Below are 24,985 nucleotides of genomic sequence, written 5' to 3'. Positions count from 1 at the left end.
CCAATGTGGTACACTGGGGAACATAACTTTATGTCAAATTTCAGTCAAACATCCAAAAAATTTTATGGCATTTCCTTTTGGCTTACTCGCTAGTACCCTGGCACAGTTCCTGAACATTTATATGTTGATCCTATTTGTTAGGATTCTATTAAGCTGGTTTCCGACAATTAATTGGTATGATCCGCCCTTTTCTATCTTAAGCCAATTAACTGATCCCTACCTCAACCTATTCCGGTCTTTTATTCCCCCTTTAGGTGGAATTGATTTTTCTGCGATTATTGCTATTTTTGCCTTACAATTTGGTTCCCAAGTCATTATTGCTTTATTAGGAAGTATGCAGCAAGTATTTTAACTCAAACGTAGTAAGCCCTGAAGGGCTTATTTCTTCTCAATTTAAGTTAGGAGTCCTAAAGGACTCACTACGGTAGTAAGCCCTTCAGGGCTGTCTTTTCCTAATTGAGTTAGGAGTCCTGAAGGACTCACTACGGTAGTAAGCCCTTCAGGGCTTATTTCTTCCCAATTTAAGTTAGGAGTCCTAAAGGACTCACTACGGTAGTAAGCCCTTCAGGGCTGTCTTTTCCTAATTGAGTTAGGAGTCCTGAAGGACTCACTACATTGTTTTATGAATTTTTCTCAATTAATTCTCTATATAAACTCTTGGGTTTGACACCTTTGAGGTTTTCAATTAAATCCTTATTTTTGAAAAACTGCACCGTTGGAGTCCCAACTACCCCGGCATTTTGGGCAATGTCAGGATCTTCTTCAATGTCAATTTCAATATAATGAATCTTACCCTCAAATTCAGCCACGACTTTATCTAAAATCGGTTTGAGGGCATGACAAGGCCCACAGGTTGGTGAAGAATATTTTACCATAATTAGGCGATCGCTATCATGGTACAGTTTCCGCAACGCATAACCCCCAGTATGGCGAGTATTCTGGATATCGAAATTCTCCGAAGTAGTATTTTGAGGTGGAGTTGACTTCGGGGTTTCCACTTCCGTGGTTTCCGTCTGTTGAAATTCCTCCCCTAACCCATTTAGCGATAACCAACGTTCTGCTAACATCGCCCCCATACAACCACTACCCGCCGCCGTAATTGCTTGACGAAACTCATGATCCTGGACATCCCCCACCGCATAAACTCCTTCCACGCTAGTTTCTGGAGTCCCGTGTTTCGTAACAATATATCCTACCTCATCGAGTTCTAACTGTCCTTGGAAAACTTGGGTATTAGGAGTATGACCGATAGCATAAAATAAACCCTGTACAGGTAAATCTTGCTGTTCTCCCGTCTGATTATTCTTAATTTTAATTCCGCCTAATTTGCCATTCCCATACACATCAAGCGCCTCGGTATGCCAATGTACGGTAATTTTAGGATGGGTAATCACCCGTTGCTGCATAGTTTTACTCGCCCGTAGCTCATCCCGTCTAACTAATAGATGAACATGGGTGGCATATTTAGTTAAATAAACCGCTTCCTCGGCGGCCGTATCTCCTCCCCCAATTACCGCTAATTCGACTCCTTTGAAAATTGGACTCGCCCCATCACAAATAGCACAGGCGGAAATTCCCGCATTCCAAAAGGTTTCTTCCTGGGGTAAATTTAACCGTTTCGCCGTTGCCCCGGTAGCAATTACAATAGTATGGGTTTTGATTTCCCGGTCTTCCGATTTAACCGTAAACGGACGTTGACTCAAATCAACGGAAATCACATCCTCGGTAAAGAGTTCCGCCCCCCACCGTTGGGCTTGGGCTTTGATTCTATCCATGAGTTCTGGCCCGGTAATGCCTTCGGGAAAACCTGGGAAGTTCTCAACTTCTGTAGTGGTCATTAACTGCCCCCCCGGTATCCCCCCAATTTGATAGCCTTCAAAGACCACGGGTTTCAAATTCGCCCGTCCTGCATAAATGGCGGCAGTATAGCCCGCAGGCCCAGAACCAATAACTACAAGGTTTTCAACGGTTGGGTTTGTCATGTTTATTTCAAACTCATAAGAAAAGGATGGGAGTGTGGAAACTCAGTGTCTTCAGACCTGAGAGGAAACACGACCCAGGGGAATTTATTCCCCTAGAAATATTTAGTAATGCTATCATAAAAAAACCAACATGGTCGTAATAGTCGAGTCAATGACTAAAGCAAGTAAAACAATCGGAGTACAGCAAATCTTGTTGTCTCCCGACCTAGAAACCTGTGCGTTACTAGAATACCTTTGTCAACAATCCGGTAAATTGTACAACACGGGAATTTATTTTGCCCGTCAAACATTGTTTAAGACAGGTAAGTTATTAACAGGAAAGTTTGATTTAGCTTTTGAACCATCGGTATCAAAATCTTTATTAGCACAATCAATGCCATCAACACCGATGCAACAAACCTTAATGTCGGTGACAGAAGCATTCAAATCTTTCAAAAACTTGAGAGATTCACACAAGAAAGGTCAGCTACATTTTAGACCTAAACCTCCCGGTTATCTCCAGGGTTCTAAACTATTTAAAGTTGCTTATCCTAATTCTGGAGGTCAAAGACCAACATTAATTGATGGTCAACTTAGATTCGCTCTGGGATTAACAGTTAAAAGATGGTTTGGGGTATCTGAATTTTTCTTACCTATGCCATCAAATCTTGACTATTCCAAAGTTAAAGAGTTCACGATTCTACCTAAAAATGGTGTTTTTTATCTGGAAATGTCCTACGAAGTAGAGAAACAAAACCATGAGTTAGATATTAACCAAGCGTTGTCTATTGATTTAGGAACTGCTGATAATTTGGCAGCTTGTGTTGATACTTTAGGGAATTCCTTTTTGATTGATGCTAGAGCAATGAAGGCTATGAATCAACTTTGGAATAAAAAGGTATCAACCCGTAAAGAAGGTAAACCCCAAGGATATTGGGATAATTGGTTAGACTGTGTAACTCGTAAACGTAATCACCAAATGCGTGACGGGATTAATAAAGCTGCAAAACTAATTATTAACCACTGTCTTAAATATGGCATTGGAACTTTAGTGATGGGTTGGAATGAAGGGTTTAAAGTTGATGCAAATTTAGGGAATTTGAATAATCAAAAGTTTGTTCAAATGCCTTTGGGTAAATTAAAATCCCGTGTAAAACAACTTTGTGATTTACACGGGATTAGGTTTATTGAAACCGAGGAAGCCTACACTTCAAAAGCTAGTTTCTTAGATGGGGACTCCCTACCCAAATACGGTGAAAAACCGATGGGGTGGAAAGCATCTGGGAATAGAATTAAGCGTGGTCTTTATCGGACATCTGATGGTTTTGTTGTTAATGCTGACTTAAATGGTGCAGCTAATATTTTAAAAAAAGTATCGGGAAGATTAGGTTTGTCGCTTAATCAACTCAGTAGACGATATGCGGCAGTCGTAGCGAGAATTAGATTAAACTAATTCTGTCCGCAGAATCGAGCGTGTCTTCAGACCTGAGAGTGTCAAAACGACTTCATGTAAGGAGATTATAGCAATTTATCATACTATATTTTGAGATCAGGTTAATTAACAATAATAATGATAGAACGTATTCCCGAAGCAGAAGTTATGGATACTTGGGAAGAAGCCAGCGAATATGATGCGATGGACTTTAGCCAAGTTAACCAAGAATTTGCCGAATTAGCCCTAGAATTAGGGCCAGAAACCGGATTAATATTAGATGTGGGAACCGGGACAGCCCGAATTCCAATTTTAATAACTCAAAAGCAACCCCAATGGCAAATTACCGGAATTGATTTGTCGGCAAATATGCTATTTATTGGCAATCAAAATATTGAGCAAGCGGGGTTACAGGAACAAATTAAATTAGAACAAGTGGATGCGAAACAGTTACTCTATACGGATGATCAATTTGATATGGTAATTTCCAATAGTATTGTTCACCATTTAGCAGATCCTCTACTATTTTTTCAAGAAATTCAGCGCGTGTTAAAACCCCAGGGGGTAATATTTCTGAGAGATTTAACTCGTCCGAGTAGTGAAACTGAACTTAATACTTTAGTTGAACAGTATGCTGGAAATTGTAATGACCATCAGAAAAAACTATTTAGAGATTCCTTACAAGCTGCCTATACCTTAGATGAAATTATTAATTTTGTCGAGTCTGTGGGTTTAGAGAAGATAAGAATTTATCAGTCTTCTGATCGCCATTGGACAGCCGAACGCTCCTATCCTTCTTCCCAAAATTAGAAAACATTGGCTAAACTTGTACTGAACTTAACCTTTAGGAAAACATGAGAATGCTGAAAACCTAAAATCTTAATCCGAACTCATTCATTATATTTTGGATTAATTGAATAGATATCTGTCTTAAGGAAGACTCTTTTTCGGTGTGCTTGCTATTAATATTTATACAGATAACTAAGCCAACTGTAAAAAATTAGTATAGTTCAATTCGGTTTATTTAGCTGTAATCAAGCCAATACGGAGGATATCATGAGTTTAGAAAATCGCGTTAAAGCAACTGCCAAAAATATTGAAGGTAAAATTCAAGAAACCGTGGGGGATATAACTGGAGATCCCGAAACTCAAGCGGAAGGAAAAGCCAAGCAAGCCGAAGCAAAAGTCCGTCATACGGTTGAAGATGTAAAGGACGCAACCAAAGACGCCATTAACTAATCAGTTATCAGTTATCAGTCATCAGTCATCAGTTATCAGTCATCAGTGAAGAAGTTATCATTCTGTTGGATATTTTTGATGTTAATATTTTAAGGGTAATTATAGTATATTATTTTTGAGACTGGCTTGGTTTATCCCTAGTCAGGTTTTTTGATGTTAGACCTTGATCAGAATTTCAGTTGCTACGAAAATAAAATTTAAAATCAATGGAAGATCCCCAAAAGACTCGTGTTATTCCCGTTGGAATTATGGCAGGAATTGCCGCCTGCTTAATTGCTGTGGGCGCAGGGTTAAGCTGGTGGACATTAAGCTCCCGTTCTCCCAAAGAACCCGTTGTTTCCTCCCCAACCCTAACCTTACCACAGCCCACTCCCTCGCCATCGGAAACCGTTGAGAAAACCCTGGCTATTTATTGGGTAGAAGATAAAAGCGGTAAGTTGGCAATTATTTCTCAACCTGTACAAATTCAAGCCCAAAATGACCCGACGGTATTTTTAAATATCGCCCTGGATCGATTATTAGCCGGGGTTTCCGACCCGAATCAATTTAGTGAAATTCCTAAAGGAACAAAACTTCTGAACTTAACCACTAACAACGATGACGTTTATGTGGACTTATCCCCCGAATTCACCCAAGGCGGGGGAAGTGCATCCATGACCGGACGCCTTGGCCAAATCGTTTATACTGCTACAACCCTTAACCCCAACAGCAAAGTTTGGCTATCCGTTGCCGGAAAACCTTTAACGGTATTGGGGGGCGAAGGTTTAGAAATTCCTCAACCAATCACGCGCTCAATTTTTGATCGGGAATTTCGGTTTTAATCCGGCTTAATTTTAATTAACGGCTGGCCATATTCAACGGGGGAACCATTCTGAATTAAAATTTCCATGACTTGGCCAGAAAATTCGGCCTCAATTTCATTCATCAACTTCATGGCTTCAATAATACAAACACTCTGACCCGTAGAAATGCGATCGCCAATTTCCACAAAAGGCACTTCATCCGGTGCGGGAGAACGATAAAAGGTTCCCACCATTGGGGAAGTAATTTCGACCCACTTCGATTCCGGCGAAAGAGGTGGAGGAGCAGCCACTGGCGTTGCTGGGGTCGCTGTAGTGAGATTTTCCCCAACTGGAGGAACAATCGCAGTGGGCACCACCGGAGACGACACCAACTGTGAACCAACCCCCGCAGCCGTTAACAGAGTTTCAACCGAGGATAAAGCCTGAGATCCGGGCGAAACTTCTTTACGAACGGTCAGTTCAAAATCTGCGCTTTTGAGTGTTAGCTCTGAAATATTAGTTTTATCGAGATCAGCCAGCAGTTCACGAAGCTGGTTCAAATCTAGTTGCACAGTTGGTATGTCTCCCCTAAATTTGCAGTCTATCTTGATTCAGTCCGTTGGGTGTATGTTTGACCCATCGCCCAACAGTCTAAACCGCTTAAATATGAAATCATAGTTCGGCGAGTTTTCACTCTCGACCTTGGTAGCTGTCGGTACGGGTATCAATCCGAATTCGTTCCCCTTTAGTAATAAATAAGGGAACCATCACTTGAGCACCTGTTTCCACAATAGCGGGTTTTGTCCCCCCTGTGGCGGTGTCTCCTTTGACTCCGGGATCGGTTTCGACTACTTCTAAGGTGACAGAGTTCGGGAGTTCCACTTCCAAAACCTGTTCTCCCCAACGAACCACGTTAACAGTCATATCATCTTTAAGATATTTAACCCGATCGCCAATTTCAGATTCCTTCAAATGGGCTTCTTCATAGGTTTCCATATCCATAAAAACGAAGTATTCCCCATCTTTGTAGGTATGTTTCATTTCGCTTTTTTCCAGGGTCGCTTGAGGAACAGTCTCTCCCGCCCTGAAAGTGCGTTCTACCACACTACCTGTCTGTGAGTTTTTGAGCTTTGTCCGCACAAAAGCAGAACCTTTTCCGGGCTTAACGTGCAGAAATTCTATTACACGCCAGACTGAACCATCTAATACAATCGTGACACCTGTGCGAAAGTCGTTACTGGAAATCATGCAAACACTAATACCTGGGCAGAATAATCGGCATCCTATTTTACCCCAGAATGGGGAACAGGGGATTAATTTTTTTCCTGCGACAACGGGCTAAATAGTGGCAAGATCAGTATAGAGAACAAAAGTTAAGATTTATGTTGCATTTATCCAATTCCATGAGAAACACCTATAAACATTGGTTGAAAACGGGTTTAGTGGCTGTGCTGCTATTTTCCCTATCCGTGGGTCTGAGCGCCGCTTGGTGGGACGGTGACAGTTCCCCAAAACGGGAAAGTATCCTCCCCCAAGGCAATGCCATCACCGATGGTCAAGCCCTCTTACGCTATGCTCTGCCCATTGATAACGAAGCGGCGAGAAAAATCCAATTGAGTTTAGAAGGGATTAAGTCCCAACTTCGGGGAAAACGTTGGAGTAATATTAGCGGTAATATCACCACCGCTTCTCGGGTTTTGAGCACCAAAGAGGCGGAATTATTAGCTAATATTCCCGAAGAACGCCAACCCCAAGCTCAATTATTAGTTGAACAAATTAAACAGGATATTGATAGTTTGCGGGCGGCGGTTGAATTCAAAGATCCGCAAACGCTTTTATTAACCCAGGGTAAAATATTAGATAACATTGGCACATTAGAAGAATTAATGGTTAAGGAATTTCCCTTTGAAGTTCCGGCAGAATATTCTAATTTGCCTCAATTGAAAGGTCGGGCTACCGTTGAAATCAAAACCAATAAAGGTAACTTAACTGTTGTCGTGGATGGTTATAGTGCCCCGGTGACGGCGGGTAATTTTGTTGATTTAGTGCAACGGGGATTTTATGATGGCTTAAAATTCATTCGTTCAGAAGAATCCTATGCCCTACAAGTTGGAGATCCTGAAGGTGCAGATGATGGTTTTATTGATCCTAAAACTGGAAAATATCGGGGCATTCCGTTGGAAATTTTAGCCCAGGAAGATCAAGAACCGATTTATAACACCACCTTTGAAGAAATCGGTCGTTATCAAGATCATCCAGTTTTACCTTTTTCTGCTTTTGGAACCTTAGCTTTAGCCCGTCCAGAAGCGATTCCTGACGGTGGATCTTCTCAAATTTTCTTCTTCCTTTTTCAACCGGAATTAACTCCGGCTGGACTTAATTTATTAGATGGTCGTTATGCTGTCTTTGGCTATGTCACCGAGGGGAAAGAAGTATTAGAAGAACTGCGAAAAGGAGATGTGATTGAATCAGCAAAAGTGATTCGAGGGGCCGATAATCTTGTTCAACCCTCTTAATTTAGGGTAAATTATTAACAATTAACAGAAGACCGTAAACTGTTAATTGTTAATCTCTTATTTTGTGTAATTTATCTATTATTAATTATGGCTATCCTAGAGTTAATTTCTGTTGCTGGTTTGGGTGTATTGATGACTTTATTAATTGTCAATTTAGGAAATAATCGAGAACAACAACGTCAATTAGATTCGGCGTTTTATAGATTAGTTGCGGCCCAAGGTGGTAAAGTATCCCTAATTCAACTATCAGCTTTAGCCGGAGTTAGCCCCGAAGTCGCTCAAAAATATTTAGATCATCAAGTTCAAGTTTTTTTAGCCTTTCCCGAAATTGATGACGAGGGAAACACCTTTTATCAGTTTCCTAAATTGCGTTTACCCCCTCGTTTAGAGAGGGAATGGTAATAGGTAATGGGCAGGGGAGGCAGGGGGAGCAGGGGGAGTAAACTTTTTCTATTAAGTAGTTACACAAAATAAATTACCTAGTTGAGAGAGGGAACACCGGAACAGCCCCCCCAAACCCCCGTGCACGGGGGGCTAGGGGGGGAGGGAACAGGGTGGAGGATGTGTAATTAATTTTGTTTAGGTACTTACCAATTCGTAATTCGTAATTCGTAATTCGTAATTACCCATTCCCTTGATTAAATTTCTCGCGGAAACTTTTCTCCTGGTGTTTAACGGCTGCTAAAAGTTCGGCATTTTGTAATATTACCCCAACTTGATTATTAAAAACTTGCATATATTTCTGATCATTGCTATCAAAACTAACTCGAAATGCTTCGGGAACTTCCGTATCATAACTTAATACTTGATCATCATCTTCAAGCGGTTTCTTTTTATTAACTAATTGAGTCACACCAATTAACTCGCCATCGGGGTTCCAAACAGGCATACACAATAAACTACAGGTACGATATCCCGTTTTTTGATCGGTTTTTTTAGCAGTTTCTGAGTCAGGATAATCATATAAATCAAAGGGAATATTCAAAGAAACTCCCATTTCCGCAACTTTTCCCGCATACCCTTGACCGACTTTAATTCTAATTTCATGCTCGGAACCATCATTAAAAGTAATTTTAGTCCAAAGTTGATGATTTTGACGATCTAATAACCATAATGTACTGCGATCTGCCATCATTAAATCCTTGGCAGCAGCCATGACTCGTTTGAGGATTTCATCGAATTCTAAACTACTTTGACTTACAGAACGAGTCGCGGCCATTAGGGCGGCTGCAACTCTTTGTCCTCTGGCGGTTTTATGATAGGAACAAAAACTTTCTAAAATCATCCGAATTAAGGGAGCATTTTCTAAAAATTGTTGTTCATCATCAGTTGTAAATCCTTGATGATCGATTTTTTCTGATAAGGAAAGACTGCGATCGCATCCTGATTTTAACTTATTAATCGCTTGTACAACCGTCACTAAAATTCCCTGTTCATTTAATAATGGAAAAGCCAACATTGAATAAGTTCGATAACCATTTTTCCGATCTTGTTCTTGAGCCGTTTTTGATCTAGGATCATCATAAAAATCATAAGGAATATTCACTAATTTTTTTAATTTAGCAACTTCTCCCACAATACCTTTATCAGCCGGAACTCGAATTTCCAAGGGACAATTTCCTTCACTTTCAGCAATCATTGACCAAAATTCATTCCGTTCTTCATCTAACATAAAAATAGTCGTGCGATCTGCATTTAATAACTTTCCTGTTTTTAAAGTAATTGACCGTAATGTGGCATCTAAAATTTCATCAAACCCCTGTCCATCCATAACTTGATTTAACATAGCTAAGGTTTGGCTAATCACGCCTTGGGGAGTATTTTCTGCGTGTTCTTTCATAGCTTCATATTGTCTGGCATTATATAAAGCTACCCCGACTTGGGAATTAAAAATCTGCATATATTTTTGACTATTAGCATCAAAACTCGCTTCAAAACATTCCGGTGCTGTCGGCCAGTCATCGGGTTCATATTCGGCAAATTCACCCTGTTTACGTTTATTAATTAATTGAGTTACACCAATTAATTCACCATCGGGATTCAAAACAGGCATACACAATAAACTACAGGTACGATATCCAGTTTTTTGATCGGTTTTTTGCGATATTTCCGACTCAGGATGAGCATATAAATCAAAGGGAATATTTAAAGTATTTCCCGTTTCTGCAACTTTTCCCGCAAATCCTTGTCCGATTTTTAATCGCAGTTCTCGGATAGATCCATCTTCAAAGGGAATTTGTGTCCAAAGTTCCTGGGTAATTTTATCTAATAACCATAGGGTACTTCGATCTGCATTCATCAATTTTTTAGCGGCTTTCATCACCCGTTGAATAATTTCTTCACAGTCTAAACTACTTTGATGAACCGTTCTAGTGGCTTCTGTTAAGGCTTCAGAGGCTTGTATTCTTTGGGTTAGTTTATAACTTTCATAACAGCTTGCTAAAATGCGTTGTAAACCGGGAGCATATTGTAAAAATTGCTGAGGTTCGATTTCAGTAAATCCAGCTTTATCAATTTTATCTTGAAAAGAATCGGCTAAAAGATGAGTTTTTTTAAGTTTATTAACTAAATGCACAAAAGCAAAAATTGTTTGATTATCTTCTCCTAGAGGAAGTGTTAACTGATTATAAATTTGATACCCAATTCTAGGATTTTGGGTTTCGGCAAAAATCGAATACCAATCCGCAGAATAATCTGAAGTCCTGGGAATCGCTTTTTTATAAATTGTGACTCGTCCGGCGGTTTGATTATTAGCTAAAATTGAAATTTTTGTGGTTTGATTTCCGGTGAATCTGGTACTAATTGACCAAATTTCGTTTTTTTCTTTATCAATAAAATAAATCGTCATCCGATCCACACACATTAATTCTACCAGTTTTAAGGCAATTGAACCTAAAATTTCGCTTAAAATATCATCAAATTCTTTTCCTTCCATTTCTCGCAACATGGATAGGAGTTTTTGTTCTTTTTCCCCAATAATTTGATTAAAATTCGGCTCTTGACTGGCTAAAGTTTTTTGCAACCAATTTTCGTTAAAAACCGTTTCATAAATTCGGTTATAGACTTTTAAATCGGTTCCCTGTTTAACCACTAATCCCGATAATCTCAATTCCATTTGTTCCACAGTAATATCCGTAGAAATACTACCTTTTTGCAAAATATTTTGATATAAAGTTAAGCGAGATGTAATCCGATTATCGGCTTTTAGAATCCGATCTCGAATGGTTTTTAAATGGGGAGGTTCATCTTGAGATTCCCAATTTTTAATAAAATGGGTATAGATTAACTGTTCAACCCAACTCGATACTTGAAAACTAGGAATATCTAAAGGTTGAGTATTCTCAATTACTTTTTGATGGATTAGATAACACAATTTTTGAGTTAAAAAAGGTTGTCCTCCTGTCCACTCTAAAATAGTTTTTAGAACTAATTCAGGCTGACTAATTTTCCCGATTAATCCATCAATTAAGGGTTGCACTTCTTGATAACAAAATCCATTCAGTTGAATCGGACGACCGACATTAAAGGGATTACAGCTTTTATCCTGCATTAAATCATTGGGTGTGGCGACCCCTAATAAGGCAAAAGTTAATAAAGGATATTCGTCACAGGTTCTAATAAATGCAAAAAAATCATCCGCACAAAAATTCAGGCTAAGAATACTATCAACTTCATCAATAAAAATAATAATTGGTTGTTGAATACAGTCTAATAAAACCTGTTCAATTAACTCGCTTAACCGTTGAATTGGGGGTAAAAATTCTCGTTCCTGTAACCAAGCTTTTAAATGAATGGGAAGCCGAAAACTGGTGACTAAACGCCTCATAATTCCCGCATACCATTGATCGGGTGTAATATCTTGGGAACCAATTTTTGTTAAATCTACCGCCGCACAAGCAAAACCTTCATCTTGTAGTTGATGTAAAGTTCTGACTCGTAAACTGGTTTTTCCCATTTGACGCGCATTCAAAACATAACAAAATTCTCCCGCTTTTAAGGCTTCATATAAGTCCCGGTCGGCTTGTCGAATTACATAACTAGGAGTATCTAAAGATAGATGTCCACCGACTTTATAATGATAGGTTGGAGTAGATGTTAAATTCATATAATTAAAGTAAATTATTAGGTTTTAATCATTAAACGATGACCAAAATAGTTTTGATAAAGTTCAAAACGAGGAGTGACTTCATTTCCTTGCAAATGAACTAAACCTAAACTATGTAATTTAAACGCCAAAATTGATTCTAATTCTACAGGTTGAGGAGAACAAACCACCTGATAAAAAGCTTGAGCTAATTCAGGATGTTGTTGCAAATTCCATAAATGTCGGCGAAGATGGTCGCCATAAATTCCGGCTTCTGTGGGTGCTATTTCTGCGAATTGTTCTAAACTCATGGAATATTGAACGAGATGATAAAGTGCTACTCGAACTAAATAGGGATGTCCACCCACTATTTTCATTAAAGTTTCGACTTCAATATCTCCCCAATTTAATCCATGTCGGTGTGCTAACTCGTTAACTTGAGTTGCGGTAAATTCGGTTAATTCAATCGGTAAACCGACATTAAAGGGGGATTGATTAATGTCTAAAGGGATATAAACTTCTGTGGAATGAACAATCACTAACCGCAATTTTTCCCAAAGTTCACTATCTCCTCCCCCATAGTTAGCTTCTTCATACCAAGCTCGAAGTAAACTAAAGAAATCATCGGCAATATTTGGATATTGAAACACTCGATCTACTTCATCTAATCCTAGGACTAAAGGGGTATCACTTTCTGATAATAAATAATCCTCAAAATAAGCTGTACAATTATCTTTACTTCCAAAAGTATTACTCCAATAATCGGGAACGTGATGGGCTAATTTTAATTTGCGAGTTACTTTAGAACATAACCATTGTAACAGATGATTTAAGTTAGTAAAAATAGATTTATCCGCGTGTTGAAAACTCAAAGGAACCGTGCGATAACCCTGTTTCCGTCCCTGTTCTAAAATTCGCGCCATTAGTGAAGTTTTCCCCATCTGACGGGGTGCTTTTAAACGAATTAATGCCCCCGGATGGGTCATTTCGTGATAACATTGATCTTCATGGGGAACCCGTTTAATATAAAAAACCGATTCTAAACGGACTTGTCCACTGGGTAATTCCGGTTCTGCTACGGGAAGGGGAGAGGGAATTTCCGAGGAATAAATGGGTTTAATTGAAATGGCAGAAACCGAGGATAGTTGATGGGATTCTATGGCTAAATTATCGGGTTTTTCGAGTTCCGATTCATCCCAATTTAACTGTAAATTTTGCGGTGGAGATTCAGGAATAGAATCTTGCAAAAGACAGAGAATTTCTTGTATAATTAAAGCTGTATCTTGTTGACCTGTCCAGGTTCGTTGAACGGTTCCCAATAAATAACTTCTTAGATCATGATTTAAGGCTAAATTTGCCGGACAATTCACCCAAATTGGAATAATTATTGGTAAACGGTGAGAATGAGTATCTTGTAATTCTCGGACTTGACGCAATTCTTCAATCACCATTTCACTAAGGGTTGATTGAGGGGATAATAGTAAAATAAAATAGTCACAGTGTTTTAATTCTGTATCAATTTCAGCTAAAAAATCGGTTTCCTGTTGATTGATTTGAGAGCGGGTGACTTCCCAAGCTGCTAAGAATACAGAATGTCCAACTTGAATTAAAATCGCTTCTAACTGCTGTGCAAAATGAATATTTAACTCAGTATTTCCGTGACTGATAAATACTCGATAACAATGGGGAGAGAGTTGCAGCAAGTCCCCAGGAATTTGACTCAACTGAACAAAATTATCTTGATTTTGATAGCGTTCTACTGCTCCTTTAATCGTTTTTTTTGTGACTTTTTCTCCGAAGGTTTGAGAGATTTTCTGCCAAAGTTTATATCCCACATATTTTTCAATATAGCTAGGATTTAAAGGATAAATTTCATGGTAACTTTTTCCTTCCCAAGAGCCAATAAAAACCTCCCTTTCTAAATCATTGAGATGCTTACCCTGATGTTCAAAAATCAATTGATCAATCCATTCTAATGCTGCTTTAGCATCCATATTCTAGTTCTAATATATTTAGTTTATTCATAAAAAATACTGTGATCAAACTGATGATATTACAATTTTAATCAAGATTTTTGCACAAACCTCTCTCATCCTTAACCATTATACCCTTTACGAACAGGTATATTTTAATTATAAGTATTTATTTTGATCCCGGTGTGAGTGAAATCACTGAAAGTGTATAGAGAATTGTGATAAAAGTCAATTAAACCTTGGTAATTCCTGAATATTTCTGAGGTTTTATGAGGTTTTAAGGAGACAATTCAGGATAAAATATTAACTTAGCTTGGAGGGATTTTACAGGTCGGTAAAAATTTAGCAAAACTAATGAGCTTTTCTGGTTTTCATTCGGTTGAAATTGAATCAAGATATAAGTAAATCCATCTCTGATCACAATTGAATGGAAAATCCCCTCTATCTTTAAGGAAAACCCTCTATATGTGCCACCGAACTCAAACTCTGATGATTCAAGACTGCATTCATCGTTTATACTTATGTTACTATCAAGTTTATGGCCAGCAACAACTTGATTATGCAAACTTGATGGTTGAAGTAGCTAACTTTACTTTGCATCAAATTTTACAAAGTAATGCACCCTACCACAATGTTGAACACACGATTCTAGTAACTTTAACTGGACAAGCAATTTTGCGAGGAAAATATCTCAGTGAAAAAAATGTTTCCCCTCAAGATTGGCTATATACAATTATTGCTTTACTCTGCCATGATATTGGCTATGTTAAAGGCATTTGTAGTGAAGATAGGATTGAAGATAGAATCTATTCCACCGGAAAAAATGGAGAAATAATTCAACTTTTACCAGAAACAACGGATGCAAGTTTAACTCCTTATCATGTTGATCGGGGAAAACAGTTTATTCAAGAATATTTTAAGCATAATCCCTTGGTTAATATTAACACAATTCAACACTATATTGAGTTAACTCGTTTTCCGGTTCCTAATGATGAAGAACATCGAGGTACCAGTGATTATCCTGGTTTAATTCGGGCTGCGGATTTAATTGGTCAGTTAGCTGATCCAAGGTATATTCATAAAATGCCCGATTTATTTCAAGAGTTTGAAGAAACCGGATCAAATCGACAGTTTGGCTATCACCATCCCGATCATATTAGACAGGCTTATCCCAATTTCTTTAAAAATGTTGTCGCCCAATATATTCAAACCGGATTGCATTATTTAACTTTTACGGTTGAGGGAAATCAAATGATCAGTCACCTCTATCAAAATGTTGAATTTGCCCTAAATTATCCTGAAGATAAACCAATTAACTATTGTCCTATTTCTCATCAAAATTCTTCGATTGCTTAAAATTACTCAATCTGATTTCTGAACTAGGAAATAGGCTCCACAAATTTGACAAAATCTATGTTAAAATCATCAATAGTGTTTCGTACAGGATTAGGATCAGGATTATTTTTTACCCTCTGTTTTATCGGATTAAATAATTCAGTATTAAGCAGTTTAGAGTTAGGGATTGTATCGGGATGGTCTGTAGGTTGTTTAGTCAAATGGTGGCAAATTGATCAAAAACCAGAATCAACGGAAATTTTTGAAATTGAAGCGATCGCCGATAATCTTTCCGGTATTCTGGCTAAATCAAAACTATTACCAACTGCTTCTAAATCTACTCCTCGTCCCACCGAAGCTACAACCCTTTTAGGTTGGATTTTTAAACGGAATAAAAATTGATTTTTTACCATGTTTCTATTCTTATCTAAACTTTTACCTCTATTTATTTATCCCTTGGGATTGAGTTGTTTATTAATGTTTGTGGCTCTATTTACCCTGTGGAAATATCCGCGATGGACAGGGGCAGTAATTAGTTGCGCCCTAGTAATTTTATTATTAGGAAGTAGTCGAGGAGTTGCTCAATTATTAGTCGGATCTCTTGAATCTCAAAATGTGCCTAATACTGAACTTCCTAATGCTGCGGCAATCGTTGTTTTAGGCGGTGGGACTAAACCCGCTTTACCGCCACGTCCTTGGGTAGATGTCTCAGAAGCAGGCGATCGGATTTTATATGGATCATTATTACATCGTCAGAAAAAAGCCCCTTGGTTAATCTTAAGTGGGGGTAGAATTAATTGGCAAGGCGGGGGAGATCCCGAATCTCAAGATATGGCTAAAATTGCTGAAGCTATGGGTGTTTCTCCCTCGGCAATTTTACAAGATCCCACTTCATTAAATACTTATGAAAATGCGGTGAATGTACGGAGTATTTTAAAAGAAAATAATATTCAAGGACAGATTTTATTAGTTACTTCTGCCTTACATACGCCGCGATCGCTATTAATTTTTAAACATCTAGGAATGGATGTAATTCCAGCACCCACGGATTTTTTAATGATTCCTTCTGAAATTAATCAAGCTCAAAAAACTTGGCAAGGAGTTTTACTCAGTTGGATACCCGATACTCTGTCTTTGCATCAAACAACTCAAGCCTTAAAAGAATATATTGGATTAGGAGTTTATCGGTTACGAGGTTGGTTGTAGGGAATTATGAATTACGAATTACGAATTACGAATAGGGAATGGGTAATAAATCAATTCTTACACTGATGACTGATAACTGATAACTGATGACTGATAACTGATAACTGTGTTAAGGTAAAAGCATTCCTTAATCTAGGATTGTGTAATCATGCCATTTGAATGGGAACAGACTGTTAAACAACCTGATCACGCTGTGGTGGCTGCGCTCCAAGCTCATCAACTTACGCGGGAATTCCATCAAGAAGTTGAATATCGGGATGAATTTGCTCAATATTGTTCCTGGTATTATCAAACCGCCGCACGCCACCGTCAAGAAATCGAAAAAATGCGAGGAGATATTAATATTTTAGGTTGGTTTTTGGGCAGAAAATAGGAGACTAGGAGAAATTATTTATCTAATATTCTCCTAGCTTCTCAAACTATTCTATCAATTCTAACTCGTCTTCTCGGAAATGGGCCTTAAATTTATTGCCAAAATCCACAACAATAGGCAAATTCGGGCTTATGGGTCTTCCCTGCCAATCAGTAATCACAGATAGAACATTTCCTTCGAGTCCCTGAGCATCAAATTCCTGATTCCGATGTTTGGGATGGACATAAACGACAACAGATGTTTTAACCGAAACGCGATCGCCAGCCTTCATAAATTGTAACCTAGTATTTCCTCTCTAACTCCCCGGTAATAGCACCTGTAAGTGTCACTGGCACTCTTATCAGACAGTCTTTCCATATTTGCACAAAATCGCCACAAAACTCGCAGTGGCACAGGAAAATTTTGTTCTGGATTTAGCCGGAGAATCTGATCTTGACCGTGAAGAAGAAAGAATATACCCTTCAAATCCAATCTTCTTGATCGTTTTTTTTGCCTCTATAAATTTGACCTGTGGCGTGAATTTGGCGAGTTTTTTCAAATAAAGTTTCGTCGGTATATCCCCAGGTTTGTAAGATTCTTTCTAAATCGCTTTGAATATCCTTTGCACCCGGAAAACCTCGATAGCGAATTTTTAAACGGGCTAATTCTACTAGATTATAGTCCGTTGCTTCTTGCTCTAAAAGACTCAGAACAATCTTTCGATCAGTATTGTATTGAGGATGTTTTTGTTCTTGAGTTGTCATAACTAGCGATCGCTTACTTGATTCTTGATCACAAGATTTATCCCTTTTATTATAACACTATTACAGGACTCAAAAGCAATCTAGGGAAAGTTTGTCTTTTTTACCGGATCAATTTCATTCAACTTGTATTAGAGAATGGACACTCTAATACGGACAACTCTTATGCGAATCTACAGCACCATTTTATTATCGACTTTGTTAGTCTCTGCCATGACTCGTCAATGTCTTAATCCTATTAACATTAATTTATCTTCAAAAAGTGAAGTTGTGGCTTTTCTTGCAACTGAAACCAGTACAGATATTGACACACAAGGACTTCCTCATCGGGGAAGTGGACGTTAATTATCATGATTAAAACTACAGAGGAGTGAGTCAAGAAAAAATAGAATCATATCTATATATTTCTTGGAATTTGAGACTCACTCCATTTTTTTTACCTTTGATAAGGGGATGATCAATCAGGATTTTATTGATGATCCGGATCAGTAATTAAAGCATTGGTATTCAGGAATAGTCGTCCCAATACTCAGCCAAAAATGTCTAACTTTATTACCGTCTTAATGATTAGTACCATTGTGGGTTTGCCTCAGAGTTTTGACCCTCAACCTCAAATTATGCAACAGCGTGATCCAGAACAAATTCAGTCTTCCCAGTCCGGATCAGTCTTCATATCTCTGAACCCCGATCCCATAAAAGTTACACACCACAACTATGATGATCAAAATACCAATGATATTTCTCCTAAACGTGGTGATGGACGACGGGAAAACTGATCACCGAGTGACAGAATTTGTCCGCGACGCAAGCCCACCCCTTCAGGGGTGGGAGTGTCAAATCCTCAATCTATTGCTTCCCCTCCGACAACGACATTGCGAAGGCGTAAACTTGGGCCTCCGCAACCAACAGGTAAACCATTTTGTCCTCCCTTACCACAACCCCCCGATTCATCCCAATAAAAGTCATCACCAATCGCTTCGATATCTGCTAGGGTGGTAAAGACATTTCCCGATAACGTCACATCCCGAACTGGTTCTTCCAGTTTGCCATTTCTAATCATCCACGCCTCCCCAGCAGTGAATGTAAACATTTCACCATTGGTCATTCCTCCTAACCAATTGCGAGCATAAACCCCTTCTTTCACATCACTTAATAAGTCCTCAACGGCAGTATCACCCCGTTCGATCCAGGTATTTGTCATTCTAACTAAGGGCGGAAAATGATAATTCAAACAACGGGCATTTCCGGTGGGGACTTCTCCTAATTTACCTGCGGTTTCACGGGAATGAAGGCGACCGACTAAGGCCCCATCTTGGATCAGTTGGGTGGTCGTCGCCGGAGTTCCTTCATCATCATAAAAATAGCTTCCCCGATGTCCGGTCGGGGCTGCACCATCAAAGATTTGCAGATTTTTCGGGCCAAATTGACGGCCCAAGGTCATGACTTCTAATAAATCAGGATTTTGGTAGGTCATATCCGCTTCAGACAAATGACCGAAGGCTTCATGGACAAATAAACCCGACAAAATGGGGTCAATCACAACGGTATAAACATTACCCTTAACGGGGGGAAGGGCTAGGGAATTCACCGCCCGCAACGCTGCACTACGAACCTGCTGATCGAGATTTGTCAGGTCTTGGTATGCTTTGCGGGAACCTGTGGTTTCCCTTCCGGTTTGTACGGTTTCCCCATTTCTGGCCGTGGCTGCAAAACGCATTTCCATATCGACCCAAGATTGTTCTAATAGAGTTCCTTCGGAGGTGATCAGAATTATTCTTTGGGTACTATCGTTGTAGCGGACGGCAATTGTAGCAATACAGGGGTCAACACTGCGAAGAATTTGGCCGTAGCGATCGCATAATTCTTTTTTTTCAGCTAAGGGAATTTGACGGGGATCGGTTCCAGTTAGGGGTAAGTTACAGCTATCTTGAATAATCGGAATTGGAGCGAGAATAGTTGTTTCTGTACCAATAAGTTTGGCGGCGGTGATGGCTTCACCAATGCGATCTTCTAGGGTTGAGAGGCGATTAAAACTAGAAAATCCCCATCCGCCTCGATAGCAAGCCCGAACTTGACCGCCGATGGAAAGTCCTTCACTTAAGGTTTCAATTCGATCTCCGCGTAATAATATATCTGTTTCTTCGGCTTCTTCCAGACGAATGGCTAAATAATCAACTTGGGACTGGTAACGCCCCATTAAATCGGCCAACAGATTCTTCACATCAGCAAGCAAGCTAGGCATAGGGGTCGGCAAGGTTGACTGTATTTCCCTATTTTGCCTTATAAGTAGTTGCACAAAATAAATTACCTAGTTGAGAGAGGGAACACCGGAACAGCCCCCCCCAAACCCCCCGTGCACGGGGGCTAGGGGGGGAGGGAACAGGGTAGAGGATGTGTAATTAATTTTGTTTAGGTACTTATTCGGATATTGAAGATTCAAGGATGGAGATAATTTTCCCCTTCTTTTCCTGCTCCCCTACTTCCCCCTTTCCCCTGCTCCCGTTAGCCGTTAAAATTATAGGTGATACCTTCATTGCACTGTCCTAATGTCCGTGAATCCGAATCAATTCTCTGATCCCTCTACCGCAATACAGCCTGATAGTCCTCAAGGGTGGACACAATTGGCGGAAACTTACTATGTTCAGAAATTGTATTCTGAGGCGATCGCAGCCTGCCAAAACGCGATCGCCCTTGAGCCGAATGAGCCATTAGCCTATGTGACCATGGGGAATATTTATCAAGCCCAGGGTCAAATACAAGAGGCGATTCGATCCTATCAACAAGCATTAGCAATTAACCCGAATTTACCCCAAGCCCATGTTAATTTGGGGAGTATGTTTTACCGACAAGGACAACTGGAATCCGCGATTAATAGTTATCGCCAAGCGGTGAATTTACAGCCGGATTTAGCTGCTGTCCATTGGAATTTGGCGCAGGTTTTAAAACACTTAGGACAGGACGGGGAAGCCCAGATTTCAGAGCAACGAGCCTTAGCCTTAAATCCCCAATTGGGCGGGGCGGATGTTCTATTTAATCAAGGGAATCAATTAGCGCTCCAAGGCAAGGTTGAGGAAGCGATCGCCCTTTGGCAAAAAGTTGTGGAGTTGAAGCCAGATTTTGCTGAAGCCTATGGTCAAATGGGGATGGTTTTACGACATCAGGGAAAATATAAAGAGGCAATTCCTTTATTAGAAAAAGCAATTGAAATTAAACCTAATTTACCCCTAGCCCATCAACATTTATGTGGCATTTATCGCGATAGTAGTAATTTAGCTGCTGCCCGTAAAGCGGTGGATCGCTATATCGAATGTTGTCATGAAATTGACCCGATTATGGCGGCAATTTATGGGATTAGCACCTATCAGGTATCGGGATTAAACCATATCGCTAAAGATCGGTTTTTAAAGTTAGAATCTCAACTTTATTCTAAATTAGATCGGACGACTTTAGTAGAAATTAAATCCCTGTATTCTAATTTACTCTTTAGTATGCCCTATTTAAGAGATGATTTGGATAAAAACATTAAGCTCCATCATCGAATTACTAAAAAATATATTGAGAAAATTCTCAAGCCTAAATATCAATCAATTTCCGATACTATTCCCGCTACATTTCCCAATTCTCCGTTAAGAATTGGCATCTTATCTAGCCATTTTAATCGTCATTCGGTGGGTTGGTGTAGTTTGGATGTTTTACGCGAATTATCAAATTTACCCGTTAAGCTCTATCTTTATTGTACTGATCGCCTCCAGGCGGATGATCGTACCCCATTATTTGAAGCGATCGCAAATAAGTTTTTTATTCCTAAACACTATCCCAATGGATTACCCACACCGGAAGAAATTATTCAAGAAATTACTAATGATCAAATTGATATTATTTTAGATTTAGATGCGTTAAGTTTACCTATTCACAGCGATATTTTTTATTACAAACCTGCCCCTATTTGTATTTCTTGGCTGGGGTTTGATGCCTTGCAAGTCTCTAATCAAACTTATTTTTTAGGGGATGAATATACCCATCCCAAAGGGACGGAAAAATACTACACGGAACAATTATTAAAAATGCCGCAGTCTTTTATGGCGGTTTCTGGGTTTGAGCGAGTTGAAACTAATCCAATTCAATTGCGAAAAACCTATCGAATTAGTTCGGATCAAATTGTTTATTTATGTGTGGCGTCGGGTCGGAAATTCAATCTGGAATTAGTTAAAGCTCAAGTCGAAATTCTTAAACAAGTTCCCGATAGTATTTTAATTTATAAGGGTTTGGCGGATCAAGATGTGGTAATTTCAACCTATCGTCAAGTTTGTGATGGCTTGGGTGTGGGGAAACATCGGATTAAATTTCTCCCCCGTTTTCCCAGGGAAGAAGAACACCGTCAAGTGTATGGGATTACGGATGTTTTCTTGGATTCCTACCCCTATAATGGTGGGACTCACACTTTAGAAGCCCTCTGGTTTAATGTTCCTGTGGTGACTTATAAAGGGGAACAATTTTTATCGCGGATGGGTTATTCTTTTTTACAAGGATTATCAATTGAAGAAGGAATTTCTGAGTCTTGGAAGGACTATATTAACTGGGGGGTGCGTTTAGGTCAGGATCAGGTTTTGAGAACTTTAGTTCAAGAAAAATTGATTAAATCTAAGCAATCTGAATCTTTGGCTCCTCTATGGAATCCTCAACAATTTGCTCAAAATTTATATGGGATTTTCCAACAATTAATTAAGCAGAAAACTGCCTAAATATGGGGGGAATTGATGAATTCCTCCGACGGATTGTAAATAATTGAAACGTTCTCTTGTTTATCCGTATTAAACAGAATAAATATTTAAGTACCTAAACAAAATTAATTACACATCCTCTACCCTGTTCCCTCCCCCCCTAGCCCACCGTGCACGGGGGGTTTGGGGGGGCTGTTCCGGTGTTCCCTCTCTCAACTAGGTAATTTATTTTGTGCAACTACTTAGATTAGGGATGCTTCCAAACCTTTACTTGTCCATCCCATCCCCCACTAACTAGGGTATTACCATCGGGACTAATCCCAACTGCATTTATATAACCGGAGTGACCTCTTAAATTCCCTTTTAATTGACCCGTGGCTAAGTCCCAAAGTTTGACGGTTTTATCCCAACTTCCACTAATTAATGTTTTCCCATCCTTGGTAATTACGATTGACCAAACGCCATCGGTATGACCACTTAACTTACGAATGGGTTGACCTGTTTTTAATTTCCATAATCCAATTGTTCCATCGGCGCTGCTACTGGCTAAAGTCTCTCCATCAGGACTAATTGCTAAGGATAAAACCGATAATTCATGACCTTTTAATGTACGAATTAATTCTCCAGTTTGAATATTCCATAATTTGATACTACTATCTTTACTTCCACTGGCTAAAATTTGACTGTCGGGACTAAATGCGATCGCGCCAACTAACTGTTCATGTCCGATAAAGGTTTTTAAAAGTTGACCTGTTTGCAGATTCCAAAGTTTAATGGTTTTATCCCAACCTCCACTGGCAATCATTTTACCATCAGGGCTAATTTTTACTGCTAAAATGGGATTATTATGGGCTTGAATTGTTTGAAGTAAGGGCAAAGTTGAAGATTGTAAACCCGTGGCTAAATCCCAAATTTTAATTAATCCATCTTCCCCTCCTGTAACTAAATATTTGTTATCTTGACTGAGGCTAATGCTATAAATTGATCCTTGATGAGCGGGTAAAGTTCGAGTTAGTCCACTGGTGGTAATATTCCAAATCGAAATATTTCCATTACTATTGCCAATAATAGCATAGGGAAAGACTAAAGCGATGGATAATATTTCTCCTGATTCTTCGGTTAAAGTCGTAGCTAAAGAAAAGGAATTAGTGACCGCAGCGATATTAATAGGGGGTTTTGCGGGTGAATTTGAAGTATTAAGATCGGGATTATTGGTAATCGGTGCAGAGGGATTAGGGGAGGGAATAATTGAAGATAATGTTGCTGTTTTTCGCCAATTAAAAAAATAATTGATCGGGATTCCCGCAGAAACAATTTTATCAGGATTAGTGCCTAGCTGGACAATTCCATTGACTCCAATAACCTTTCCTTCTCCATCTAAAATTGGGCCGCCACTCATCCCACTTCTGACTAAATTTGTGTAAACTAAACTATATCCCAACCGAGGTTGTTGACGTTGGCTAAAGGTTCCACTGGTACTTAAAAAAAGTCTTTGTCCTAGGGAACTTCCAGAACGGGGCCATCCGGCTACATATAAAGGATTTCCCGACTGAATATTATTAGCATCGGCGGGAATTGCTACTCGATATCGTTGGGAACTACTAAAGGGAACTAGGGCTAAATCTAGGTTGGGAAGTTGTTGAATTAAACTATAATAAACAAAGTGGCGTTCACCATCGGGGGTGACAATTTCATAGTCTCCCACGCGATCAACAACGTGCCAATTTGTTAAAACATAATAGGTATTTCCTTGTTTTTCTACAATAAATCCCGATCCGCCTTTTGGCCCGTCAATTCTAACGGTAATTTCTCCAGCAATGGTGTTAATGTCGGTGGGAGATAGGGCTATTTTTTCAGCAATTTGTAAGGGGAAAGAGGACAAATGGGGTAGAAATACAACCGGAATTGTTAGGAAAGGAATATTTAAAGCGATCGCCAATAAATTTTTAGGAGAAATTTTAAAGTATTGGGACAGTAAATTTAGATTCATTCTAGTTTTTGAGATTGAATTATTGATTTGAGAGGATCAAAAAATATCAGAATCTTCAGGTTGAGGAAGCAAATTAGACGGGGGGCGATCGCTACTCCAAGCCCACCAAACACAGCCACATTGACAAGTATAAAATTCCTGCCATTTGCGATGGTTATTTTCGCTGTACACTGGAGAACGACGATTAATCCAAACCTTTTGGGCTTCTAAACTACTCGCGGAACATTCAGGACAGCAAAACTCAGAAGCGTGAATTGCATCAGTCGTCCAATCTGGAGGGGTGGGTTGAAACGCATCCATTGGCAAAAATACTGAAATTAATGATGTCTACTCACCGATTATACTAGGAATTAAGATCAGGAACTTCTACAAATTTATGACGGGAGAATAGGCCCGATTTAATGGTAATTTGGGATTTGGGAACTCCTAAGTGTTTGGCTAAAAATTTAATTAATTCTTGATTGGCTTTTCCTTCGACTGGGGGAGATTTCAGATGTACTGTAAAACTTCCATCAGTTTCTTCATGGAAAGCTTGCTGTTTAGAATTGGGTTTAACTTTAATTTTTAAGAGTGCCAAAGGTTTAAAGAATTGCGATCGCTTATATTAATATAGGATACAGCAATTTGGTATCC

25 protein-coding genes are annotated in these 24,985 nt (G+C 39.2%); 14 read left to right on the top strand and 11 right to left on the bottom strand.

Annotation, left to right across the window (positions count from 1 at the left end; translation table 11 throughout):
* The first annotated feature begins 64 nt into the window (after positions 1 to 64).
* A complete protein-coding gene (locus tag NMG86_RS05235; protein WP_026788971.1) occupies positions 65 to 352 on the top strand; it encodes a YggT family protein in 288 nt (95 codons plus the stop codon).
* A gap of 268 nt (positions 353 to 620) precedes the next feature.
* Here NMG86_RS05235 and trxB read toward each other — a convergent pair whose 3' ends face one another.
* Entirely contained in the window at positions 621 to 1,982 is a 1,362-nt protein-coding gene (trxB, locus tag NMG86_RS05230; RefSeq protein WP_026788970.1) for a thioredoxin-disulfide reductase, read from the bottom strand.
* 151 nt (positions 1,983 to 2,133) lie between these two features.
* Here trxB and NMG86_RS05225 point away from each other — a divergent pair, with 151 nt between their 5' ends.
* From NMG86_RS05225 to NMG86_RS05210, 4 genes are all read left to right on the top strand, one after another.
* A complete protein-coding gene (locus NMG86_RS05225; RefSeq protein WP_087882208.1) occupies positions 2,134 to 3,414 on the top strand; it encodes an RNA-guided endonuclease InsQ/TnpB family protein in 1,281 nt (426 codons plus the stop codon).
* A gap of 120 nt (positions 3,415 to 3,534) precedes the next feature.
* Positions 3,535 to 4,203, top strand: coding sequence for a class I SAM-dependent methyltransferase (locus tag NMG86_RS05220; RefSeq protein WP_026788969.1), 669 nt, complete (start codon positions 3,535 to 3,537; stop codon positions 4,201 to 4,203).
* 246 nt (positions 4,204 to 4,449) lie between these two features.
* Positions 4,450 to 4,632 (top strand): CsbD family protein, encoded by a 183-nt coding sequence (locus tag NMG86_RS05215; protein WP_026788968.1) that lies wholly within the window; start codon positions 4,450 to 4,452, stop codon positions 4,630 to 4,632.
* A 206-nt stretch (positions 4,633 to 4,838) separates the two neighbouring features.
* Positions 4,839 to 5,453, top strand: coding sequence for a GerMN domain-containing protein (locus tag NMG86_RS05210; protein ID WP_026797168.1), 615 nt, complete (start codon positions 4,839 to 4,841; stop codon positions 5,451 to 5,453).
* Here the strand turns inward: NMG86_RS05210 and accB are convergent.
* Both accB and efp read right to left on the bottom strand, forming a co-directional pair.
* Positions 5,450 to 5,986, bottom strand: coding sequence for an acetyl-CoA carboxylase biotin carboxyl carrier protein (accB, locus tag NMG86_RS05205; RefSeq protein ID WP_026788966.1), 537 nt, complete (start codon positions 5,984 to 5,986; stop codon positions 5,450 to 5,452). The genes NMG86_RS05210 and accB overlap by 4 nt on opposite strands.
* 118 nt (positions 5,987 to 6,104) lie before the next feature.
* Entirely contained in the window at positions 6,105 to 6,662 is a 558-nt protein-coding gene (efp, locus tag NMG86_RS05200; protein ID WP_026797167.1) for an elongation factor P, read from the bottom strand.
* Between the two features lie 134 nt (positions 6,663 to 6,796).
* Between efp and NMG86_RS05195 the strand changes: the two genes are divergently transcribed.
* Both NMG86_RS05195 and NMG86_RS05190 read left to right on the top strand, forming a co-directional pair.
* Positions 6,797 to 7,930 (top strand): peptidylprolyl isomerase, encoded by a 1,134-nt coding sequence (locus NMG86_RS05195; RefSeq protein WP_026797166.1) that lies wholly within the window; start codon positions 6,797 to 6,799, stop codon positions 7,928 to 7,930.
* A gap of 87 nt (positions 7,931 to 8,017) precedes the next feature.
* Positions 8,018 to 8,332, top strand: a complete 315-nt coding sequence (locus NMG86_RS05190) for a hypothetical protein (protein WP_026788963.1) — start codon at positions 8,018 to 8,020, stop codon at positions 8,330 to 8,332.
* A 220-nt stretch (positions 8,333 to 8,552) separates the two neighbouring features.
* On the opposite strand, the gene NMG86_RS05185 is transcribed toward NMG86_RS05190, so the two are convergent.
* Entirely contained in the window at positions 8,553 to 12,035 is a 3,483-nt protein-coding gene (locus NMG86_RS05185) for a GAF domain-containing protein (protein ID WP_043939659.1), read from the bottom strand.
* A gap of 17 nt (positions 12,036 to 12,052) precedes the next feature.
* Positions 12,053 to 14,008 (bottom strand): AAA-like domain-containing protein, encoded by a 1,956-nt coding sequence (locus NMG86_RS05180; RefSeq protein WP_026788962.1) that lies wholly within the window; start codon positions 14,006 to 14,008, stop codon positions 12,053 to 12,055.
* 444 nt (positions 14,009 to 14,452) lie between these two features.
* Between NMG86_RS05180 and NMG86_RS05175 the strand changes: the two genes are divergently transcribed.
* From NMG86_RS05175 to NMG86_RS05160, 4 genes are all read left to right on the top strand, one after another.
* On the top strand, positions 14,453 to 15,343 hold the full coding sequence (locus NMG86_RS05175; RefSeq protein ID WP_043937975.1) for an HD domain-containing protein: 891 nt from the start codon (positions 14,453 to 14,455) through the stop codon (positions 15,341 to 15,343).
* 57 nt (positions 15,344 to 15,400) lie between these two features.
* On the top strand, positions 15,401 to 15,724 hold the full coding sequence (locus NMG86_RS05170) for a hypothetical protein (protein WP_026788961.1): 324 nt from the start codon (positions 15,401 to 15,403) through the stop codon (positions 15,722 to 15,724).
* A 9-nt stretch (positions 15,725 to 15,733) separates the two neighbouring features.
* Entirely contained in the window at positions 15,734 to 16,528 is a 795-nt protein-coding gene (locus tag NMG86_RS05165; protein WP_026797165.1) for a YdcF family protein, read from the top strand.
* A gap of 148 nt (positions 16,529 to 16,676) precedes the next feature.
* Positions 16,677 to 16,901, top strand: coding sequence for a hypothetical protein (locus tag NMG86_RS05160; RefSeq protein ID WP_026788959.1), 225 nt, complete (start codon positions 16,677 to 16,679; stop codon positions 16,899 to 16,901).
* Positions 16,902 to 16,947: 46 nt separating this feature from the next.
* Here NMG86_RS05160 and NMG86_RS05155 read toward each other — a convergent pair whose 3' ends face one another.
* Positions 16,948 to 17,172 carry a ferredoxin-thioredoxin reductase variable chain gene (locus NMG86_RS05155; protein ID WP_026788958.1) on the bottom strand — a complete coding sequence of 75 codons (225 nt, stop codon included), beginning with the start codon at positions 17,170 to 17,172 and terminating at the stop codon, positions 16,948 to 16,950.
* 190 nt (positions 17,173 to 17,362) lie between these two features.
* The gene (locus NMG86_RS05150; protein WP_026797164.1) at positions 17,363 to 17,644 is read right to left on the bottom strand and encodes a DUF3288 family protein; all 282 of its coding nucleotides are present in this window, start codon (positions 17,642 to 17,644) and stop codon (positions 17,363 to 17,365) included.
* A gap of 162 nt (positions 17,645 to 17,806) precedes the next feature.
* Here NMG86_RS05150 and patX point away from each other — a divergent pair, with 162 nt between their 5' ends.
* Together patX and NMG86_RS05140 are read left to right on the top strand one after the other, a co-directional pair.
* Positions 17,807 to 17,986, top strand: coding sequence for a heterocyst-inhibiting protein PatX (gene patX / locus NMG86_RS05145; RefSeq protein WP_026788956.1), 180 nt, complete (start codon positions 17,807 to 17,809; stop codon positions 17,984 to 17,986).
* Between the two features lie 194 nt (positions 17,987 to 18,180).
* Positions 18,181 to 18,417 carry a hypothetical protein gene (locus tag NMG86_RS05140; RefSeq protein WP_026797163.1) on the top strand — a complete coding sequence of 79 codons (237 nt, stop codon included), beginning with the start codon at positions 18,181 to 18,183 and terminating at the stop codon, positions 18,415 to 18,417.
* A gap of 65 nt (positions 18,418 to 18,482) precedes the next feature.
* Here NMG86_RS05140 and NMG86_RS05135 read toward each other — a convergent pair whose 3' ends face one another.
* Positions 18,483 to 19,883: a TldD/PmbA family protein gene (locus NMG86_RS05135; RefSeq protein WP_026797162.1), complete on the bottom strand. Its 1,401-nt coding sequence runs from the start codon at positions 19,881 to 19,883 to the stop codon at positions 18,483 to 18,485.
* A gap of 304 nt (positions 19,884 to 20,187) precedes the next feature.
* Here NMG86_RS05135 and NMG86_RS05130 point away from each other — a divergent pair, with 304 nt between their 5' ends.
* Positions 20,188 to 22,383, top strand: coding sequence for an O-linked N-acetylglucosamine transferase, SPINDLY family protein (locus NMG86_RS05130; protein ID WP_026797161.1), 2,196 nt, complete (start codon positions 20,188 to 20,190; stop codon positions 22,381 to 22,383).
* 226 nt (positions 22,384 to 22,609) lie between these two features.
* On the opposite strand, the gene NMG86_RS05125 is transcribed toward NMG86_RS05130, so the two are convergent.
* Genes NMG86_RS05125 through NMG86_RS05115 form a run of 3 tightly spaced genes read right to left on the bottom strand, consistent with a single transcriptional unit; the run spans position 22,610 to position 24,929 of the window.
* Positions 22,610 to 24,352: a trypsin-like peptidase domain-containing protein gene (locus tag NMG86_RS05125; RefSeq protein ID WP_087882207.1), complete on the bottom strand. Its 1,743-nt coding sequence runs from the start codon at positions 24,350 to 24,352 to the stop codon at positions 22,610 to 22,612.
* 36 nt (positions 24,353 to 24,388) lie between these two features.
* Positions 24,389 to 24,652, bottom strand: a complete 264-nt coding sequence (locus NMG86_RS05120) for a hypothetical protein (protein WP_026788951.1) — start codon at positions 24,650 to 24,652, stop codon at positions 24,389 to 24,391.
* A 43-nt stretch (positions 24,653 to 24,695) separates the two neighbouring features.
* A complete protein-coding gene (locus NMG86_RS05115) occupies positions 24,696 to 24,929 on the bottom strand; it encodes a DUF167 domain-containing protein (RefSeq protein ID WP_026788950.1) in 234 nt (77 codons plus the stop codon).
* Between the last annotated feature and the right edge of the window lie 56 nt (positions 24,930 to 24,985).

The sequence above is a fragment of the Planktothrix rubescens CCAP 1459/22 genome (assembly GCA_904830895.1).
Classification (GTDB): Bacteria; Cyanobacteriota; Cyanobacteriia; order Cyanobacteriales; family Microcoleaceae; genus Planktothrix; species Planktothrix agardhii.
The sequence above is the reverse complement of the archived record's forward strand: the minus strand, read 5'-3'. Positions and strand labels throughout refer to the sequence as shown.

Bases quoted from the DNA above. Each gene is read 5' to 3' on its own strand.
- NMG86_RS05170 (WP_026788961.1), top strand. From the start codon at position 15,401: ATGTTAAAATCATCAATAGTGTTTCGTACAGGATTAGGATCAGGATTA.
- NMG86_RS05215 (WP_026788968.1), top strand. From the start codon at position 4,450: ATGAGTTTAGAAAATCGCGTTAAAGCAACTGCCAAAAATATTGAAGGT.
- NMG86_RS05165 (WP_026797165.1), top strand. From the start codon at position 15,734: ATGTTTCTATTCTTATCTAAACTTTTACCTCTATTTATTTATCCCTTG.
- NMG86_RS05125 (WP_087882207.1), bottom strand. From the start codon at position 24,352: ATGAATCTAAATTTACTGTCCCAATACTTTAAAATTTCTCCTAAAAAT.
- NMG86_RS05155 (WP_026788958.1), bottom strand. From the start codon at position 17,172: ATGAAGGCTGGCGATCGCGTTTCGGTTAAAACATCTGTTGTCGTTTAT.
- NMG86_RS05175 (WP_043937975.1), top strand. From the start codon at position 14,453: ATGTGCCACCGAACTCAAACTCTGATGATTCAAGACTGCATTCATCGT.
- efp (WP_026797167.1), bottom strand. From the start codon at position 6,662: ATGATTTCCAGTAACGACTTTCGCACAGGTGTCACGATTGTATTAGAT.
- NMG86_RS05235 (WP_026788971.1), top strand. From the start codon at position 65: ATGGCATTTCCTTTTGGCTTACTCGCTAGTACCCTGGCACAGTTCCTG.
- NMG86_RS05210 (WP_026797168.1), top strand. From the start codon at position 4,839: ATGGAAGATCCCCAAAAGACTCGTGTTATTCCCGTTGGAATTATGGCA.
- NMG86_RS05185 (WP_043939659.1), bottom strand. From the start codon at position 12,035: ATGAATTTAACATCTACTCCAACCTATCATTATAAAGTCGGTGGACAT.
- NMG86_RS05120 (WP_026788951.1), bottom strand. From the start codon at position 24,652: ATGGATGCGTTTCAACCCACCCCTCCAGATTGGACGACTGATGCAATT.
- NMG86_RS05150 (WP_026797164.1), bottom strand. From the start codon at position 17,644: ATGACAACTCAAGAACAAAAACATCCTCAATACAATACTGATCGAAAG.
- patX (WP_026788956.1), top strand. From the start codon at position 17,807: ATGCGAATCTACAGCACCATTTTATTATCGACTTTGTTAGTCTCTGCC.
- NMG86_RS05160 (WP_026788959.1), top strand. From the start codon at position 16,677: ATGCCATTTGAATGGGAACAGACTGTTAAACAACCTGATCACGCTGTG.
- NMG86_RS05140 (WP_026797163.1), top strand. From the start codon at position 18,181: ATGTCTAACTTTATTACCGTCTTAATGATTAGTACCATTGTGGGTTTG.
- NMG86_RS05180 (WP_026788962.1), bottom strand. From the start codon at position 14,008: ATGGATGCTAAAGCAGCATTAGAATGGATTGATCAATTGATTTTTGAA.
- NMG86_RS05190 (WP_026788963.1), top strand. From the start codon at position 8,018: ATGGCTATCCTAGAGTTAATTTCTGTTGCTGGTTTGGGTGTATTGATG.
- NMG86_RS05225 (WP_087882208.1), top strand. From the start codon at position 2,134: ATGACTAAAGCAAGTAAAACAATCGGAGTACAGCAAATCTTGTTGTCT.
- trxB (WP_026788970.1), bottom strand. From the start codon at position 1,982: ATGACAAACCCAACCGTTGAAAACCTTGTAGTTATTGGTTCTGGGCCT.
- NMG86_RS05195 (WP_026797166.1), top strand. From the start codon at position 6,797: ATGTTGCATTTATCCAATTCCATGAGAAACACCTATAAACATTGGTTG.
- NMG86_RS05135 (WP_026797162.1), bottom strand. From the start codon at position 19,883: ATGCCTAGCTTGCTTGCTGATGTGAAGAATCTGTTGGCCGATTTAATG.
- NMG86_RS05130 (WP_026797161.1), top strand. From the start codon at position 20,188: ATGTCCGTGAATCCGAATCAATTCTCTGATCCCTCTACCGCAATACAG.